Source organism: Actinocatenispora thailandica, from assembly GCF_016865425.1.
Lineage (GTDB): Bacteria > Actinomycetota > Actinomycetes > Mycobacteriales > Micromonosporaceae > Actinocatenispora > Actinocatenispora thailandica.
On the sequence record NZ_AP023355.1, the window covers coordinates 4,061,321 to 4,077,489 of the forward strand.

Annotated in this window: 16 protein-coding genes; 6 read left to right on the plus strand and 10 right to left on the minus strand. The window is 74.2% G+C overall.

Features of this window, described 5'->3' with window-relative positions:
* The first annotated feature begins 151 nt into the window (after nt 1–151).
* Nucleotides 152–997, plus strand: coding sequence for a 3-methyl-2-oxobutanoate hydroxymethyltransferase (panB, locus tag Athai_RS18105; protein ID WP_203962570.1), 846 nt, complete (start codon nt 152–154; stop codon nt 995–997).
* Between the two features lie 201 nt (nt 998–1,198).
* Here panB and Athai_RS18110 read toward each other — a convergent pair whose 3' ends face one another.
* Complete coding sequence (locus Athai_RS18110; RefSeq protein WP_203962571.1) at nt 1,199–1,831, minus strand: TetR/AcrR family transcriptional regulator; 633 nt, start codon at nt 1,829–1,831, stop codon at nt 1,199–1,201.
* An 84-nt stretch (nt 1,832–1,915) separates the two neighbouring features.
* Here Athai_RS18110 and Athai_RS18115 point away from each other — a divergent pair, with 84 nt between their 5' ends.
* Nucleotides 1,916–3,061 (plus strand): epoxide hydrolase family protein, encoded by a 1,146-nt coding sequence (locus Athai_RS18115; protein ID WP_203962572.1) that lies wholly within the window; start codon nt 1,916–1,918, stop codon nt 3,059–3,061.
* A 140-nt stretch (nt 3,062–3,201) separates the two neighbouring features.
* On the opposite strand, the gene Athai_RS18120 is transcribed toward Athai_RS18115, so the two are convergent.
* The 5 genes from Athai_RS18120 to Athai_RS18140 all read right to left on the minus strand — a co-directional run bounded on the left by Athai_RS18120 (nt 3,202) and on the right by Athai_RS18140 (nt 9,104).
* Entirely contained in the window at nt 3,202–3,933 is a 732-nt protein-coding gene (locus Athai_RS18120) for a helical backbone metal receptor (RefSeq protein WP_203962573.1), read from the minus strand.
* Between the two features lie 8 nt (nt 3,934–3,941).
* Nucleotides 3,942–4,634: an NADPH-dependent F420 reductase gene (npdG, locus tag Athai_RS18125; RefSeq protein ID WP_203962574.1), complete on the minus strand. Its 693-nt coding sequence runs from the start codon at nt 4,632–4,634 to the stop codon at nt 3,942–3,944.
* Nucleotides 4,635–5,471: 837 nt separating this feature from the next.
* On the minus strand, nt 5,472–7,706 hold the full coding sequence (locus Athai_RS18130; protein WP_203965898.1) for a histone H1-like repetitive region-containing protein: 2,235 nt from the start codon (nt 7,704–7,706) through the stop codon (nt 5,472–5,474).
* Between the two features lie 178 nt (nt 7,707–7,884).
* The gene (locus Athai_RS18135) at nt 7,885–8,082 is read right to left on the minus strand and encodes a hypothetical protein (protein WP_203962575.1); all 198 of its coding nucleotides are present in this window, start codon (nt 8,080–8,082) and stop codon (nt 7,885–7,887) included.
* 239 nt (nt 8,083–8,321) lie between these two features.
* Complete coding sequence (locus Athai_RS18140) at nt 8,322–9,104, minus strand: IclR family transcriptional regulator (protein ID WP_203962576.1); 783 nt, start codon at nt 9,102–9,104, stop codon at nt 8,322–8,324.
* A gap of 103 nt (nt 9,105–9,207) precedes the next feature.
* Between Athai_RS18140 and aceB the strand changes: the two genes are divergently transcribed.
* Complete coding sequence (gene aceB, locus Athai_RS18145) at nt 9,208–10,812, plus strand: malate synthase A (RefSeq protein ID WP_203962577.1); 1,605 nt, start codon at nt 9,208–9,210, stop codon at nt 10,810–10,812.
* A gap of 126 nt (nt 10,813–10,938) precedes the next feature.
* Here the strand turns inward: aceB and Athai_RS18150 are convergent, their stop codons facing one another.
* Nucleotides 10,939–11,637: a hypothetical protein gene (locus Athai_RS18150; RefSeq protein WP_203962578.1), complete on the minus strand. Its 699-nt coding sequence runs from the start codon at nt 11,635–11,637 to the stop codon at nt 10,939–10,941.
* Nucleotides 11,638–11,849: 212 nt separating this feature from the next.
* Here Athai_RS18150 and Athai_RS18155 point away from each other — a divergent pair, with 212 nt between their 5' ends.
* The gene (locus Athai_RS18155; protein WP_203962579.1) at nt 11,850–12,629 is read left to right on the plus strand and encodes an SDR family NAD(P)-dependent oxidoreductase; all 780 of its coding nucleotides are present in this window, start codon (nt 11,850–11,852) and stop codon (nt 12,627–12,629) included.
* Nucleotides 12,630–12,841: 212 nt separating this feature from the next.
* On the opposite strand, the gene Athai_RS18160 is transcribed toward Athai_RS18155, so the two are convergent.
* A complete protein-coding gene (locus Athai_RS18160) occupies nt 12,842–13,048 on the minus strand; it encodes a TM2 domain-containing protein (RefSeq protein ID WP_203962580.1) in 207 nt (68 codons plus the stop codon).
* A 113-nt stretch (nt 13,049–13,161) separates the two neighbouring features.
* Complete coding sequence (locus tag Athai_RS18165; RefSeq protein WP_203962581.1) at nt 13,162–14,040, minus strand: aminoglycoside phosphotransferase family protein; 879 nt, start codon at nt 14,038–14,040, stop codon at nt 13,162–13,164.
* Between the two features lie 96 nt (nt 14,041–14,136).
* Between Athai_RS18165 and Athai_RS18170 the strand changes: the two genes are divergently transcribed.
* Nucleotides 14,137–14,646, plus strand: coding sequence for a GNAT family N-acetyltransferase (locus Athai_RS18170; RefSeq protein ID WP_203962582.1), 510 nt, complete (start codon nt 14,137–14,139; stop codon nt 14,644–14,646).
* 66 nt (nt 14,647–14,712) lie between these two features.
* Here Athai_RS18170 and Athai_RS18175 read toward each other — a convergent pair whose 3' ends face one another.
* Nucleotides 14,713–15,546, minus strand: a complete 834-nt coding sequence (locus Athai_RS18175; protein WP_203962583.1) for an alpha/beta fold hydrolase — start codon at nt 15,544–15,546, stop codon at nt 14,713–14,715.
* Between the two features lie 378 nt (nt 15,547–15,924).
* On the opposite strand from Athai_RS18175, the gene Athai_RS18180 reads away from it, so the two are divergent.
* The gene (locus Athai_RS18180) at nt 15,925–16,125 is read left to right on the plus strand and encodes a hypothetical protein (RefSeq protein ID WP_203962584.1); all 201 of its coding nucleotides are present in this window, start codon (nt 15,925–15,927) and stop codon (nt 16,123–16,125) included.
* Nucleotides 16,126–16,169: the final 44 nt, after the last annotated feature.

The window sequence follows — 16,169 nt, forward strand, 5'->3', positions numbered from 1 at the left end:
GTGTGAATTTGTCAACCGGGGTCTGCCGCGATGCGACACTCGGATGTGAAGATCCCTCCGGGAGCACGCCAGCGTCGGCGGGCACACCGTCGACGGGCGGCTTCCGCACCCAGGGACCCGTATGGGCCTTGAGGAAGGGAGAACGCACGTCATGACGGACAAGAGTGCCGACGGGACACCGAGCCTGTACGGCGGGCCCGGCATCAAGCGGGTACGCATCGCGCACCTGCGCGAGGCCAAGGAGCGCGGCGAGCGGTGGCCGATGCTCACCGCGTACGACCAGTACTCGGCGCGGATCTTCGACGAGGTCGGCATCCCGGTGCTGCTGGTCGGAGACTCCGCCGCGAACAACGTCTACGGCTACGACACGACGGTACGGGTGAGCCTGGCGGAGCTGTTGCCGCTGGTCCAAGCGGTGACCCGGTCCACCAGCCGCACCCTGGTGGTGGCCGACCTGCCGTTCGGCAGCTACGAGGCGTCGCCGGCGCAGGCGCTGGAGTCGGCGGTACGGCTGATGAAGGAGGGCGGCGCGCAGGCGGTCAAGCTGGAGGGCGGCGTCCGGATGAAGCCGCAGATCGAGGCGCTCACCCACGCCGGCATCCCGGTGATGGCACACATCGGCTTCACCCCGCAGTCCGAGCACCTGCTCGGCGGGTACCGGGTGCAGGGGCGCGGCGAGGCGGCCGACGCGGTGGTCGCGGACGCCCGTGCGGTGTGCGAGGCCGGTGCCTTCGCGGTGGTGTTGGAGATGGTGCCGGGGCAGGTCGCCAAGCGGATCACGCACGAGCTGGCGATCCCGACGATCGGCATCGGCGCCGGACCCGACTGCGACGCGCAGGTCATGGTCTGGCAGGACATGGCCGGGCTGCGGGCGGGGCGCACGCCGCGCTTCGTCAAGCGGTACGCGAACCTGCACGACGTGCTGGCCGACGCGGCGCGGGCGTACGCGGCGGACGTCACCGCCGGCACGTTCCCGGCCGAGGAACACACCTTCTGACCCTTCGACCGCGGTGGCGGTGGTCGGGTCGCGACTGCGACCGGGCCACCGCCGCCCCATCGTTCCGCCGTCCCACGGCCGGCCCGCCGCCCCACCGGCCCGCCGTCCCACGGCCGGCCCGCCGTCCCACGGCCGGCCCATCGTCCCATCGGCCCGCCGTCGCACCGTCGGCCCGCCGTCCCACCGGCCGGCGGCCGGCGGTCAGCGGCGCCAGCGCCAGTTCAGCTCGTCCGGGTTCGGCGGTGGGCCGGGCAGCCGGTCGGTCGTGTCCGCGGCCAGACCGGCCAGCAGCAGGCCGAGGTAGCGGCGGCGCAGCTGGCCGGTACGGTCCGGGTCGGGCAGCCGGATCGCCGCGCAGCCCTCCAATACCAGCCCGAGGTCCTGGGCCACCACGTCCGGACGCAGCCGGCCGTCCCGGCGGGCCCGGTCGACGAGCCGGCCGGCCAGTTCCCCGGCACGCCGGGCGTCGGCGCCGAGCTGTTCGGTCGGGGTGAACCGGCCCGCCAGTCGCACCGTCAGGGAGTGCACGTCGGCGTCGACGACGCGGGTCAGGAAACCGGTCAGGGCGGCCCAGGCATCCGGTTCGGCGAGCGCCGCCTCGGCCTCGGCGAGGTAGGTGCGCAGCCCGTTCTCGCAGAGCGTCCGCAGCAGGTCGTCCTTGCTCGGATAGCGGCGGTACAGCGCGGAGATGCCGACCTCGGCGCGCTTCGCCACCGCGGAGACCGGCGCCTTCGGGTCGGCCAGGAAGACCTCGCGCGCCGCGTCGAGGATGACGGCGTCGTTGCGTGCGGCCTGCCCGCGTCGGCCGGGGCCGGGTGTCGTGTCAGTCGTCATGATCTCGACGCTATCACTGGAACGGATCATTCCGCTCTGTTACAGTCGAGGGAACGAAGCATTCCGTTCCACTGAGGAGCAGCCATGCCGAGCACCGCCGTCCGCCCGTACCGGGTCGAGATCCCGCAGACCGCGCTCGACGAGCTGGCCGCCCGGCTCGACCGCACCGTCTGGCCCGCCGAGCAGCCCGGCACCACCGCCGCGTACGGGGTGGAAAGCTCCCGGGTCCGCGCCCTCGCCGAGCACTGGCGGGACACGTTCGACTGGCGGACGCTGGAGGCGCGGCTCAACTCGTACCCGCAGTTCGTCACCGAGATCGACGGTGAGGACATTCACTTCCTGCACGTGCGGTCCGCGCGGGCCGACGCGACACCGCTGGTCCTCACGCACGGCTGGCCCGGCAGCATCCTCGAATACCTCGACGTGATCGAGCCGCTGACCGCGCCGGCCAGTCCCGAGGACCCGGCGTTCCACCTGGTCATCCCGTCACTGCCGGGGTTCGGCTTCAGCGGACCGACACGCGGCACCGGCTGGGACCGGTACCGCACCGCCGCCGCCTGGGTCGAGCTGATGCACCGCCTCGGCTACCAGCGCTACGGCGCCCTCGGCAACGACGCCGGATCGATGATCTCGCCGGAGATCGGTCGGCTCGACCCGGACTCGGTGGTCGGCGTGCACGTCACCCAGCTGTTCTCGTTCCCGTCCGGCGACCCGGCCGAGTTCACCGACCTCAGCGCGGCCGACCAGGCGGCCCTGGGCCACCTGCAGTGGTTCTCCGACACGATGATGTCGTTCAACCTGCTGCACAGCCAGCAGCCGCAGACCCTGGCGTACGCGCTGGCCGACTCGCCGGTCGGGCTGCTCGGCTGGCTCGCGCAGCTGTTCGGGGAGAGCCTCGACGCCGACTTCGTCGTCGGCAACGTCGCGATCCACTGGCTCACCGGTACCGCCGCCTCGGCGATCCGGTTCTACTACGAGGAGGCGCACTCCGCGGCGACGCCGCCGAGCGGGCCGACCAGCACGCCGACCGGACTGGCCATGTTCGCCGGCGACTTCCAGTCCATTCGGCGGTTCGCCGAACGCGACCACGCCAACATCGTCAGCTGGAACTCCTACGACCCCGGCGTGCCGGCCGGCGGCCCCCGCGACGCCCGCGGCCACTACGCCGCGCACGAGGCCACCGACGTGCTGGTCGGCGACGTACGGCGGTTCTTCGCCGCGCTGGCCTGACGGCTCCCCCGCTGCCGCCGACCACGTCCGGCCGGCGGCAGCACTCGTGTCGGGCCGCGGCGGCACCGACCTCCCGGCCGGCGGCAGCGCCGGGGGTCCGGCCAGGCGCCCGTCGGCCCGGCCGCGGCGGGCCCGACGGGTCAGGCGCGCGACAGTGCCTCGCCGAGGACCCCGGGTGCCTCGGCGAGGGACGGACCGTACCAGGTCAGGTGACGGCCGGAAACCAGCGCCGCCGGCAGCTCACCGAACGCCTCGGGGCCGTCGACCGCGGTGAACCGGTACGGCTCGTCCGGCAGCACCACCAGGTCGGGCGCGGCCGGCCCGACCGCATCCGGCACGTCCAGCCGCGGGTACCGCTGCGTCGGGTCCGCGCCGAGCTGCGGCACCTCGACACCCAGCCGGCGCAGCACGTCGGCGGCGAAGGTGTCGGCACCCAACCAGATCCACGGCCGGCGCCACACCGGCACCACCGCGACACGCGCCCGGCCGGGATGCACCGGACGCGCCGCCGACCAGGCAGCGTCGGCGGCGTCGAGCCAGCCGGGCCGCGGCACCCCCAGTACCGTCATCATCTCGTCCAGTGTGGACAGTGCCGCGGCGACGGTGCGGGGGAAGCAGACCCAGACCTCGATCCCGGCGGCACGCAACGCCTCGACGTCCGCGCGCCGGTTCTCCTCCCGGTTGCCCAGCACCAGATCCGGCGCCAGCGCGAGCACGTCGTCGATCCGCGGATACTTGCTGCCACCGACCCGCGGCACGTTCAGCCCAGCCGGTTCGGTGCACCAGTCGGTCGCACCGGCCAGCAGCTCCGGCGCGGTCGCGGCGACCGACTCGGTCAGCGACGGCACCAGCGAGACCACCCGGGACGGCATCGCGCGGCTCAGACGTCGGTGATCCGGATGCCGGCGTGCGCCTTGTACCGCCGGTTGATCGCGATCAGGTTCGCGGTCAGCGCCTCGATCTGGCCCGCGTTGCGCAGCCGGCCGGCGAACACGCCCCGCACCCCCGCGATCCGGCCGGCGAGCGCCTGCACCGTCTCCGCCGCCGCCCGGTCGTCCCCCAGCACCAGCACGTCGGTGTCCACCGTGGCCACCATCGGGTCGGTCAGCAGCACCGCACTGACGTGATGGAAGGCCGCGGTGACCCGGGTCTCCGGCAGCAGCGTGGCGGCCTGCTCGGCGGCACTGCCCTCCGGCACCGGCACCGGGTACGGGCCGCGCTGGTCGAACCCGAGCGGGTTGACGCAGTCGACCAGGATCCGACCGGTCAGGACGCCGCGCAGCGAGGTCAGCGTCTCGGCATGGCCCTCGTACGGCAGGGCGGCGATCACCACGTCGCAGTCCGCGGCCGCCGCGTTGTCGCCGCCGGTCACCTCTCCCGCATCCGCACCCGGCAACCCCGCCAGCTCCGCCGCCGCCGCCACGCCACGCTCGGCGCTCCGCGACCCCAGCACCACTCGCTGCCCGGCCCGCGCCAGCCGGTACGCCAAGCCCCTACCCTGCGGCCCGGTTCCGCCGAGGACGCCGACCGTCAGGCCGGACACGTCAGGCAACACACTCGCATCAAACGCCATGCCACCCATTCAACCGCACCAGCGACCCGCGACGCCGCCAGGCCACGGCGCACGGCGGCCGGGCCGGGCCACGACCCGCGGGCCGCTGGGAGCGAGGCAGGTGCGGGGCGAGAGGCGCGAGGTAGCTGCGGGGCGCCGGGTAGCTGCGGGGCGCGGGCGCGAGGAACGCGAGGCGCGGGGCCCCGCGGCGCGGGGCGCAGGGCGCGAGGAACGCGAGGCGCGGGGCCCCGCGGCGCGGGGCGCGGGGCGCGAGGTAGCTGCGGGGCGCCGGGCACCGTGCAGGCACGGCCGGCGGGCGCAAGGAACGCGGGGCGCAAGGAACGCGGGGCGCAAGGAACGCGGGGCGCGCGGAACGCGGGGCGCGCGGAACGCGGGGCGCGCGGAACGCGGGGCGCAAGGAGCGCGGGGCGCAAGGCGAGAGGCCACGGGACACCAGGCGCGGGCCACGCGCGAGACAAGGTCCGTGAGGTGCCCCCGGGTAGCCGGCGGCTACCGGCCCCCGGGCTCGGCACACGACCGGCCGGCCATCCGGCATTCGGGCTGTGCGGCCCAGCGCGGAGCCGCCGATCCCGAGTGCCGGACCAGCGACGCGACCGCCGACCTGGACCCATACCCGACCATCGAACCGCCGGCCCGGACGCGCCCGCGACCGTCGACCGCCGCGCCGGACGCGCGACGGGACCGCCGGCTGGAGCCGCCCGCACCGCCACGACCCGCCACGGCAGGAACGGGCCCGGCGGCGCTCACCGGCGGCGGGAACCCCGCGGCCCCGGTCGACGCGCACGCTGGGCCTGCCGTGGGTCGGACCTCGTGCTCCGACCCACGGCAGCAGCCGGGTCAGCCGCGCCGGGCGACGGCGGTCCTGGGCCGCCGGCCGGCGACGCCACTGCGTCCGCCCGGGCGGGCCCTCACCCGAGTCGCCGGCCGGCCGGTACCGGCGCTCGGCCGGCTCACCGAGCGGGCCGCCGGCGCCCGCCGGGTGCCGGACTGTCGCGGCGGGGTGCTGCCGGTGGCGCGGCCGGTACGACGCACGGTGCGGGAGCCCGACCTGCCCCGAGCCCCACTACCGGCCCGGGCGGACGGCGCACGGCCCGATCGCGTCCCCGCGGTACCGGCGGCTGCCGAGCGGGTGCTCTCGCCCCGCACCGTGGAGCGCTTGGCCGCCGGCCGGGCGGTACGAGCCGCGACGGTGCGGGCCGGAGCCCGCTTCGCCACCCGCCGCCGGGACGCCCGCGCCCGGCCGGTTGCCGACGCCGTACGGCTCGCGGACGCCGGTTTCCGCGCTGCCGAACCGCGCGCGGACGGCTTCCTCGCGGCCACCGCCTTGCGCACGCTGGTACGTCGGCCGGCCGGCGCCCGTCCGACCGCGGAACGGCGTGCCGGAGCCCGCTTCGCGGCCCGGCGCGGCGTGCTGGCCGATCGTGCGGTGGACTTGCGCGCCGGCGCCCGCTTCGCCGTCGAGCTGCGCGCCGCACCGGACCGAGCCGCAGGCGCGCGCTTCGCCATCGAGCTGCGCGCCGCACCCGACCGAGCCGCAGGCGCGCGCTTCGCCGCGGTCTTGCGGGCCGACGCCCGCGTGGCGGTGCCGGTCCGTGCCCTTGACGTGGCGACCGCTGTCTTCCGGGTCGCCCCACGAGCCGCCGTCGACCGTCGCGCCGCCGCGGGACGGCTGGCCGCCGTACGCGCCGTCGCCTTCCGAGCGGTCGCCTTCCGCGCAGGCGCCTTGCGCGCCGCGGTGCTCCGTGCCGCCGCCTTGCGCGCAGGCGCCTTGCGCGCGGTCGTCTTGCGCGCGGTCGTCTTGCGCGCCGTCGCCCTGCTCACGGGCGCGCGCTGGGCAGCCGACTTGCGGACCGGAGCACGCTTCGCCGCGGCCGTCCGAGCGGTGCCCGCGCGCCGGGTGGTCGCCTTGCGTGCGGTCGCGGTGCGAGGCACGGCCGTCTTGCGGGTCGCCGTCCGGCGGGCGGCGGTGCCACGGGCCGCCTTGGTGGCCGGCGCACGCTTCGCGGCGGTCGCACGGGTCGACTTGCGCGCCGTCGTGCTCCGCGATGCCGCCTTCGTCGCCGGTGCACGTTTCGCGCTGGCCTTCCGTACGGTCGTGCGCTTGGCGGCGGTCGCCCGCTTGGCGACCGCACCGCGCGGGGCTGGCGCCGCCCGCTTCGTCGCCGTGGCACGCTTCGCGGTGGCCTTGCGGGCCGGGCTCGTCCGCGTCGACTTGCGCGCCGCGCTGGGCCGCGTCGCCGATTTGCGCGCCGCGCTGGGCCGCGTCGCCGATTTGCGCGCCGCGCTGGCCCGCGACGCCGTGGCCCCCTTGGCCGGCGTCGCGCGCTTGGCCGTGGTGCGCTTGGCTGTCGCCTTCTTCGCTGGCGCCGCGCGCTTGGCGGTCGCCGCCCTCGCTGGCGCCGCGCGCTTGGCCGTGGTCCGCTTTTCCGGAGCGCGCTTGGTCACGGTCGCCCGCTTCGTTGCGGAGGCCCGCTTCGTGGCCGTAGCACGCTTGGTAGCCGGCGCACGCTTGGTAGCCGGACGTTTCGCTGCCGTCGCCCGCGTCGCCGCCGTCCTCTTGGCTGCGGTCGCCCGCTTCGCCGCCGGACGCTTCGCAGCCGGCACACGCTTCGTCGCCGCAGCACGCTTGGTAGCCGTCACACGCTTCGCCGCCGTCGCACGCTTGGTTGCCGCCGGACGCTTGGTCGCGGTCGCACGCTTGGTAGCCGGACGTTTCGCTGCCGTCGCACGCTTCGTTGCCGTCCTCTTGGTCGCGGTCGCCCGCTTCGCCGCCGGACGCTTGGTAGCCGTCGCACGCTTCGTTGCCGTCCTCTTGGCTGCGGTCGCCCGCTTCGCCGCCGGACGCTTGGTAGCCGTCGCACGCTTGGTTGCCGTCGCACGCTTCGCGGGCGTGGCACGCTTCGTGGTGGTCTTGCGCGCCGACGTGGTACGAGTCGATGCGGCGCGCTTGGTCGCCGTCTTGCGGGCGGTGCCGGTGCGCGCCGTCGCCGTCTTGCGGCCGGTCGTCGCGGTCCGGGCACCGGTGGACTTTCGGGCACCGGTACGTGCGGTGCTTCGGGTCGTTGTCGCCATGTTCCCGTCTCCCCCTGTGGACCCCCGCACGCGTCGGCGGAATTGCCGGGGCGAAGGTCCGTGACGAGTTGCCTGTCAGGCGTGGTGACCGTGTTGAGTTGTGGTTATGTTCGCCGCGCGGCAGGGCATCGGGACTCGTTGAGATGCGTGCTGTCACGATGCGCCGGGGCGCGGCCGATCAGTCTGCCTCGCCGCGCCAGCGGGCGTCTTCGGCGTCCCATTCCTCGTTGCGCTCGTGCACCTGTTGCAGGGCATCGGCAGCCGCCTGCCGGGACTCGAACGGCCCGAGCAGGAAACGCGCCGGGCACTTCGTCGCGTCGTCCTCGACGCGCTGGTGCCGCAGGCACCAGTAGAAGCGCGGCTCCTCGTCGCTCATGACCGTTCCTCCTGCGTCGGAACGCTCATGCGGCACCACGTCGCGCGATACCCACGATTCGCTCGCTGACGCTCGCTCATGCGTCCACTGTGCACCTTGTTTTCGTCACGCGCCACCTGTTCGCGACATTCGCGATCCGACGGCGGATCGCTGCCGGGTGCGATTCCTTGCCGCGAAACGGCATTCACCGCGGTCGATTCTGCAACGCCCCGGTTGCGAAACCGGGTCGCGGAACGCGGCTAGCCCAATGCGTGGCCGAGTTCGGCGGCGAGCCGGCGCAGTTGCGGAGTGAAGCGGGCGATCGCGGCGTCGCTGATGCGTCCGAGCGGTCCGGACACCGATATCGCCATCCGGTCCAGGGCGCCTGGCAGCGCGACGGCGAAACACCGCACGCCGGTCTCCTGTTCCTCGTCGTCGACGGCGTATCCGCGTCGCCGCACCGACGCCAGCTGGGCGAGCAGTTGGTCCGGGTCGGTGAGCGTGGCCGGCGTGTACGCCGGCATACCGGTACGGGAGAGCAGCGCGCGCACCGCCGCTTCGGGCAGCTGGGCCAGCAGCGCCTTGCCGACCGCGGTGGCGTGTGGCAGCACCCGGCGCCCCGGTTCGGTGAACATGCGCATCTGGTGCCGCCCGGCCGCCTGCGTCAGGTAGACCATTTCGTCGCCGTCGAGCATCGCGAGGTTGGTGGTCTCACCGGTCAGGTCGCGCAGCTCGACCAGCCACGGCTGGGCCCAGCCGCCGAGCAACCGGGTGGCGCGCTCGCCGAGGACCACCAGCCGGGGGCCCAGCGTGTACCGCCGGGAGGGTTCCTGCCGCACGTAGCCGAAGCGGACCAGGCTGGCGACGAGTCGGTGCGCGGTGGGTGCCGCGAGGCCGGTGGCGGCGGCCAGCTCGGACAGCGTGCACGGCCGGTCCGCGGCGCCGATCGCGTCGAGCAGTTGCAGGGTGCGGTCGACGGATTGGGCGCCGGAGCGCCCTGTGGCACCGCCGGAGCCCCGATGCTGGGTGTCGTACGAGGTCATCGGCGTCGCCCTTCCGGTTGCCCGGCCGTCGCCGGTTCGGTACGTTGAGGCGAGTATTTCATATCAGGAAAGCAGATTCCACATCACGAAATGCGAGGTCGACATGACGACGCTGACGACGCCCGACGGGGTCGCGGTCACCGGCCCCGTCCACGACCGGTACGAGCAGGTGCTCAGCCCCGCCGCGCTGGCGCTGGTGGCCGACCTGCACCGACGGTTCGACCGGCGCCGGCACGAGCTGCTCGCGGCCCGGTTCGAGCAGCAGCAGCGGTTGCACGCCGGCGGCACGCTGGAGTTCCCCGCCGAGGCGGCGCAGGTCCGCGGCGGCGACTGGCAGGTCGCGCCGCCCGCGCCGGGGCTGGTCGACCGGCGGGTCGAGATCACCGGCCCGACCGACGCCAAGATGACCATCAACGCGCTGAACTCCGGCGCGAAGGTGTGGCTGGCCGACTTCGAGGACGCCAACACCCCGCTGTGGGAGAACATGGTCGGCGGGCAGCTCAACCTGCGCGACGCGCTCACCGGGACGTTGAGCTTCACCGCGCCGAACGGCAAGCGGTACGAGCTGGGCGAGCAGCAGCCGACGATCGTGGTGCGGCCGCGCGGCTGGCACCTGCCGGAGAAGCACGTCACGGTGGACGGCGAGCGGGTCTCGGGCAGCCTGTTCGACTTCGCGCTCTACCTGGTGAACTGCGGCCGGCTGCAACTCGATCGCGGCCTCGGGCCCTACTACTACCTGCCGAAGATGGAGAGCCACCTCGAGGCGCGGCTGTGGAACGACGTGTTCACGCACGCCGAAGCCACCCTCGGCCTCGACACCGGGACGATCCGGGCCACGGTGCTGATCGAGACCGTCCCGGCCGCGTTCTGCATGCCGGAAATCCTGTACGAGCTGCGCGAACACTCGGCTGGTCTGAACGCCGGCCGGTGGGACTACCTGTTCAGCATCATCAAGAAGTTCCGCAGCCGGGGTGCCGACTTCCTGTTGCCGGACCGCAACGCGGTGACGATGACAGCGCCGTTCATGCGCGCCTACACCGAGCTGCTGGTGAGCACCTGCCACCGGCACGGCGCGCACGCGATCGGGGGGATGGCCGCGTTCATCCCGAGCCGGCGGGACCCGGCGGTCAACGAGACGGCGCTGGCGAAGGTGCGCGACGACAAGACCTGGGAGGCCGGCGACGGGTTCGACGGTTCCTGGGTCGCGCACCCCGACCTGGTACCGGTCTGCCGGGAGGTGTTCGACGGGGTGCTGGGCGCGGCGCCCAACCAGCTCGGCCGCACCCGCGACGAGGTGTCGGTGATCCCGGCGCAGTTGCTGAACGTGGCGGCCACCCCCGGCGACAAGACGCTCGACGGGTTGCGCAACGCCGTCGGCGTCGGGCTGCGCTACCTCGCGGCCTGGCTGCGGGGCTCGGGCGCGGTGGCCATCGACAACCTGATGGAGGACGCCGCGACCGCCGAGATCTCCCGGTCCCAGGTGTGGCAGTGGCTGCACAACGACGTGACGCTGGCCGGCGGCGAGAAGGTCACCCGCGCGCTGGTGGAGCAGATCGTGACCGAACAGCTGGAACGGATCCGGTCCGGCTACGGCGAGGCGTACGACGCTGCCGCCTTCGACGCCGCCCGCGAACTGTTCGTCGAGGTGGCGCTCGCCGACGACTTCGTCGACTTCCTGACCCTGCCGGCCTACGAGCGGATGCCCTGACGCCACGGGCCCCGTCCGCCGCCCCGACAGGGACGGTGGGACGGGGCCCGTGGACCGCTCCGGACGGCCGGATCGGCGCCCACGGCCCCGGCTCCGGATCAGGGCCGGCGCCGTGGCCGCCGCCGATCAGTGCCGGTGGAACAGCCGGGTGATCCGGGTACGCAGCAGGATGCCGGCCGCGATCATCGCCGCCGCCACGCCAGCGAGCACGCCGAGCGGTGCGCCGGTCACCGGCAACGAGCTGCCGGCCTGGCTCGGTGACACCGACGGCGAACCGGCACCGACGCCGCCCGCCGGCTGGCTCGCGCTGGGCGAGCCGCTGGGGGCCGGGCCGTTGCTGCTCGGCGCCACGCTCGGCGACGAACCGGTACTCGGGGACGAGCCGCCGCCCGGGGTGCTGGGCGACGGGGACGCTCCGGCACAGTCGACCCAGAACACCTTGTGCTTCGCCTTGCCGTGCTCACCGGCGAAGTTCCAGTACAGCTTGTAGTGACCGTCCGGCAGCCGGAGGTCGTCGGTGTGGCCGGTGCCGTCGGCGAGCGTGATGGTGCCGGTCTCGACGTTCGCGTCGTGCCCGGTCGGCGCGTGCTGGTCGATGTGCCAGCTGACCGACTGCGCGGTGTCGAACCCGAACGCGTCCAGGTAGAACACGCACACGTGCGGCTGGTTGCGGTGGTCGTCGACGGGGGTGCCGGCGGCATGGATCTTCACCGTGCCGTTGTCACCCGGCGCGGTGGCGAACGCCGCGGCCGGTGCACCGGCGGCGAGCGCCGCCGCCGACACTGCGAGTACCGCGCGGGGTACCCAGCGGATTCTGCGAGTCATCAGCCCTCTCGCTGTGGAGTTGACAGGCGCTCCCCAGGCGGCGCCCGAAGCGGGGTAAGGTCCGGAACCCGGAACGATGCCGCACGGGGCGGCGCGATCATCCTCGCCAGCCGTACCGTCGCCGGTCAAGTTCAGCGCTGGCGCCGCACGGTTCGTCCGGGTCGGTACCCATTCGGCGCGGCCCGGGCGACGGTGGCGGTAGGGTCGGCCGCATGAGCGGACCTCGGGTAGCGGTCGTGACCGGTGCGGCGCAAGGGATCGGCCGGCAGATCGGCGAGCAGCTGGCCAGCGAGGGCTACGCGCTCGCACTGACCGACCTGCGCGAGCCGAACGAGACCCTCGCCGCGGTGCTCCGGCACGGTGTGGAGGCGATCGCGGTGACCGGCGACATCGCCGAGGAGCGGTCGGTGACCCGGCTGGCCGACGCGGTCGCCGACCGGTACGGGCGGGTCGACGTGCTGGTCAACAACGCCGGCATCTCGCTGCTGGAACCGGCCGAGACGACCAGCGTGGCGCAGTGGCGGCGGGTGCTGGAGGTCAACCTGACCGGCCCGTTCCTGACCTGCCAGACGTTCGGCCGGCGGATGCTCACGGCCGGCTCCGGCGCGATCGTCAACATCGCCTCGATCGCCGGGCTGCACGCGGTGTCCGACCGTGCGGCCTACAACACCTCCAAGCACGGCCTGATCGGCCTGACCCGTACCCTCGCGGCGGAGTGGGGCGGCCGCGGCGTGCGGGTCAACGCGGTCTGCCCGGGCTGGGTGAAGACCGAGATGGACGCCGCCGACCAGGCCTCCGGTGGGTACACCGACGACGACATCCAGCAGCGGGTGCCGATGGGGCGGTTCGCCGCGCCCGGCGACATCGCGACCGCGGTGGCCTTCCTGGCCGACCCGGAGCGGTCCGGGTTCGTCAACGGGGTCGCCCTGCCGGTCGACGGCGGCTGGACCGCGGACGCCAGCTGGACCAGCCTCCGGCTGCGCAAGCGCTGATACCATCCACTGTGGACACGACCGCGGGCCGGCCGCCGCACCGACAGCTCAGCGGCTGAGCGCGAACCCCTCGTCGGCGGCGAACACCTCGATCGCCGCGTCGTACAGCGGGAGGTACCGGTCCGGTAGACCGGCCAGAGCAGACGGTCGGATGGTCATGCCGGCCATCATGCGCCGTCGCCGAGCGTCACCCCGGCCGGCCCGCGATCAGCTCACAGCCCGACCCGGCGCTCCGAGTTCACCCGCCGGGTCTGGGACGGCAGCGTGAACAGGTCGATCAACCAGCCGATCCCCAGCACGCCCCCGGTCAGCAGGTAGAGGAGGCCGCGGCCGATCTTGCCGAGGTAGAACTGGTGGATCCCCAGCAGACCGAAGAAGAACCACAAAACGTACGCGAGCCCGAGCGACTTGTCCCGCATCGAAGCCTCCCCACCTCGGACCTACGGCACTGTCGGTGATCGTACGGCACGGCACAGACCGGACAGGCACGAAGCGCCGACCACCCACCCGCCGGGTGACTCGGGTCGGTGGCTCAGCCGAGGACCGCGTCCAGGGTGCGCTCGCCGATCCCGGCCATCGTCGGGTTGTCCACCGAGAACGTCACGAACACCAGCCCGAGTACCAGCGCCCAGCCGCGCGCCCGCTGCCAGGTGTGGTCGTCGGCCGCCCCGTAGGCGGCCCGGAACACCGACCGGTGGTCGGCGTCGAACAGCATCCACGCCACGGACAGGTCTCCGGCCGGATCGCCCGAGGTCAGATCACCGAAGTCGAGCACCGCACTCAGCGCACCGCGCTCCACCAGGAGGTTCGCCGGATGCAGGTCGCCGTGCAGCCACTGCGGCGGGCCCAGCCAGCCGGGCACTTCCAGCACCGCCTGCCACAACCCCGCGGCCGCCACCCGCCGGGACGGGTCGTCCAGCCGTGCCAGCAGGTCGGCGACCCCCTCCGCGCGCCGGGCGAGTGGGATGCCGCGGGAGGCGTGCGGTGGCGCGTCCGGCGGCGCCGGCGTGTGCAGCGCGGCGAGGAACCCGCCCAGCGCCACCGCCGCGGCCGAACTCACCGGCGGGGTGTCCGCCGCGACCCGGCCCGGCAGGTACGGCACGATGCTCCAGGGCCAGGGGTAGCCGTGTCCCGGCCGGCCGGCGAACACCGGGGCGGGCACCGGCAGCGGCAACCGGGGCGCCAGTTCGGGCAGCCAACGCTGCTCGTGCGCGACCAGTTCGGCCGCCATCGCCCGGCGCGGCAGCCGCACCAGCAACCGGTCACCGAGCCGGCAGACCAGGTTGTCCCACCCGTTCGCCAGCACCGCGACGTCCAGTCCGGCCAGGTCCGGCCGCTGCTCGGCCACCAGCCGCCGCACCAGCTCGACCGAGACCGGTACCTCCGCGGCCGGCATCCGTTGCACGCTCACCGCCGCACCGTACGCCAGCCGGTCACGGCCCGCTCCCGGCACGCGGGCCGAATCGCGTGTCGGTCCCTACCCCGGCGGCGGTGCGAGAATCCCGGGATGACCGATGCCGCCTGGCTGCCGGAGCCGCTGACCACCGACCGGCTGCGGCTGCGCGCCTTCTCCGGTTCCGACGTGCCGTTCCTGGTCGAAATGGGCGGTGACCCCGAGACCTGGCGCTACCTCGGCGGCGTCCGGCCGCTCGAGGAGCGGCGCCGCTCAATCGAGAGAGCGTTCGACACCCCCAACGTGTTCATCGCCTGCGCCGGCACCGCGCAGATCGGGTTCATCAGCCTCCGGACCTGCGACCGGGAGAGTGCCGGCGGCGCGCCCGAGATCGGGTACGTGTTCGCCCGGGCGCACTGGGGCCGCGGCTACGCCCGCGAGGCGGTCGCCGCGGTCCTCGACTGGGGCTTCGCGACGTTCCCCGAGGCACCGCGCATCGTGGCCCTCACCCAGGAGGCCAACGGGCGCTCCCGGCGGCTGCTGGAATCGCTCGGCATGCGGCTCGTCGAGCGCTACTTCGCATGGGACGCCGAGCAGACCATGTTCGCCGTCGACCGCCCCTGACGGCAGGCTCGGGTACCTCGTCGACGCGCTGGCGCACGGCGACACCGGCGACGTCGAGGCAGTCGATCAGGCCGCCAGCCAGCGCAGCAGCCGTTCGGTGGTGTCGGATCCCGGTTCGTGACCGCCGGCGTACCGGTGCCCCTCGGCGTTCGAGAGGTGGGTCAGCAGCCACGCGCCGTGGCCGGGTGGGCTGTTGACGTCGTCGGGGCTGAACCAGACCCCGACCGGCCGGGCGACGTCTCGCACGTCGAAGCCCCACGGGCGCACCAGGGCGACCATGTCGTCGGCCCAGCCCTGCTGGCCATCCAGCAGCATGGCCCGCATTCGCGCCAGCCGGCCGGCGTCCGGCGAGCCAGCGTCCAGGTCGGCGAGCACCTGGGTGGCGACCCGGCGGGTACGCCGGCCGAACTCCCCCGCGCCCCGGGTGGCCAGCCGGAACCCGTCGGCGTTGTCGTCGGACATGCCGGCGAAGAAGTCCAGCCCCGGAGCGCCGAAGGGCGCCGTACCCGCCACCACGGCGCACCGGGTCACCCGGTCCGGCAGCAGCGCGGCGCAGGCGAGCGCGTGCGCCGCACCGCCCGAGAAACCGGTCACCGCGAAGCGCTCCCAGCCCATCGCGCCAGCCAGCGCCACGACATCCGCCGCCGCGTCGGCCACGGTACGGCCGGGCTGCCGGGACGACCCGCCGTAGCCGGGACGGTCGTACGACAGCGCCCGGAGCCCGGCCCGCTGGTACGCGTCCACCACGTCCGGGCGCTCCCACCGGGTGTGCGGCGTCGGGTTCGACGACACGACCGGTATCCCGTCCTCCGGCCCGTACACGCAGTACCGCAGCCGCCGGCTGCCCTGCTGGATCAGATCGCGGCTGGCTGGTGGTACCCAGCGCTCAGGAGTCGTCATTCCGTCCATTCAACCGTCCGCCGGCTCCCGCGCCCGCCCCGGGCCGATCCGGTCGCAGCGAGCCACCCGTCGGCCAGCGACCGTCCGCCGGGGTCGCCCGGGGCGGCGGATCGGTCGAGGAACGCCGAGACCAGCGACCCGCGGAACACATCACCGAGCAGTTCGGACTCGACGCTGCCCCTCGGCTCCGCGGGCCGCGGCAGCCGACACCATCCGCCTGGGTGGCATGAGCCGGAGCGGGTGGCCTCCACCGGTCGACCGTCGTGACGACCGTCCACGGAGGACGATCGGACGAGGCCGTACCGCGTGGCGGGTCGCTACCGTTTGCTCATGCGCTGGCGTCGGCTCCCCCGGTGGCGGATCCGTGACGGCTGGGACGTGCTGGTTCTGGCCGGCATCGGCCTGACCGTGGCGAGCACTGGCTGGGTCGTCTACCGCTGGGTCGACGGCGGACGGCTGTGGCCGATGGCAGGTGTGCTCGCGGCCATCGGCGTCCGGACCGCCATCAACGCTGCCGCCCGCGGTCGACGGAATCGCGGTACGGTGACGGCCGGGCGCGCACCGCAACGGAAGCCATGAACACCGCCACCGGCGGAAGGGCAGGTCGCGAGACAGCGGCGTGG

Excerpts from the sequence above, each read along its gene's own strand:
- panB (WP_203962570.1), top strand. The coding sequence starts at position 152 with ATGACGGACAAGAGTGCCGACGGGACACCGAGCCTGTACGGCGGGCCC.
- Athai_RS18110 (WP_203962571.1), bottom strand. The coding sequence starts at position 1,831 with ATGACGACTGACACGACACCCGGCCCCGGCCGACGCGGGCAGGCCGCA.
- Athai_RS18115 (WP_203962572.1), top strand. The coding sequence starts at position 1,916 with ATGCCGAGCACCGCCGTCCGCCCGTACCGGGTCGAGATCCCGCAGACC.
- Athai_RS18120 (WP_203962573.1), bottom strand. The coding sequence starts at position 3,933 with ATGCCGTCCCGGGTGGTCTCGCTGGTGCCGTCGCTGACCGAGTCGGTC.
- npdG (WP_203962574.1), bottom strand. The coding sequence starts at position 4,634 with ATGGCGTTTGATGCGAGTGTGTTGCCTGACGTGTCCGGCCTGACGGTC.
- Athai_RS18130 (WP_203965898.1), bottom strand. The coding sequence starts at position 7,706 with ATGGCGACAACGACCCGAAGCACCGCACGTACCGGTGCCCGAAAGTCC.
- Athai_RS18135 (WP_203962575.1), bottom strand. The coding sequence starts at position 8,082 with ATGAGCGACGAGGAGCCGCGCTTCTACTGGTGCCTGCGGCACCAGCGC.
- Athai_RS18140 (WP_203962576.1), bottom strand. The coding sequence starts at position 9,104 with ATGACCTCGTACGACACCCAGCATCGGGGCTCCGGCGGTGCCACAGGG.
- aceB (WP_203962577.1), top strand. The coding sequence starts at position 9,208 with ATGACGACGCTGACGACGCCCGACGGGGTCGCGGTCACCGGCCCCGTC.
- Athai_RS18150 (WP_203962578.1), bottom strand. The coding sequence starts at position 11,637 with ATGACTCGCAGAATCCGCTGGGTACCCCGCGCGGTACTCGCAGTGTCG.
- Athai_RS18155 (WP_203962579.1), top strand. The coding sequence starts at position 11,850 with ATGAGCGGACCTCGGGTAGCGGTCGTGACCGGTGCGGCGCAAGGGATC.
- Athai_RS18160 (WP_203962580.1), bottom strand. The coding sequence starts at position 13,048 with ATGCGGGACAAGTCGCTCGGGCTCGCGTACGTTTTGTGGTTCTTCTTC.
- Athai_RS18170 (WP_203962582.1), top strand. The coding sequence starts at position 14,137 with ATGACCGATGCCGCCTGGCTGCCGGAGCCGCTGACCACCGACCGGCTG.
- Athai_RS18175 (WP_203962583.1), bottom strand. The coding sequence starts at position 15,546 with ATGACGACTCCTGAGCGCTGGGTACCACCAGCCAGCCGCGATCTGATC.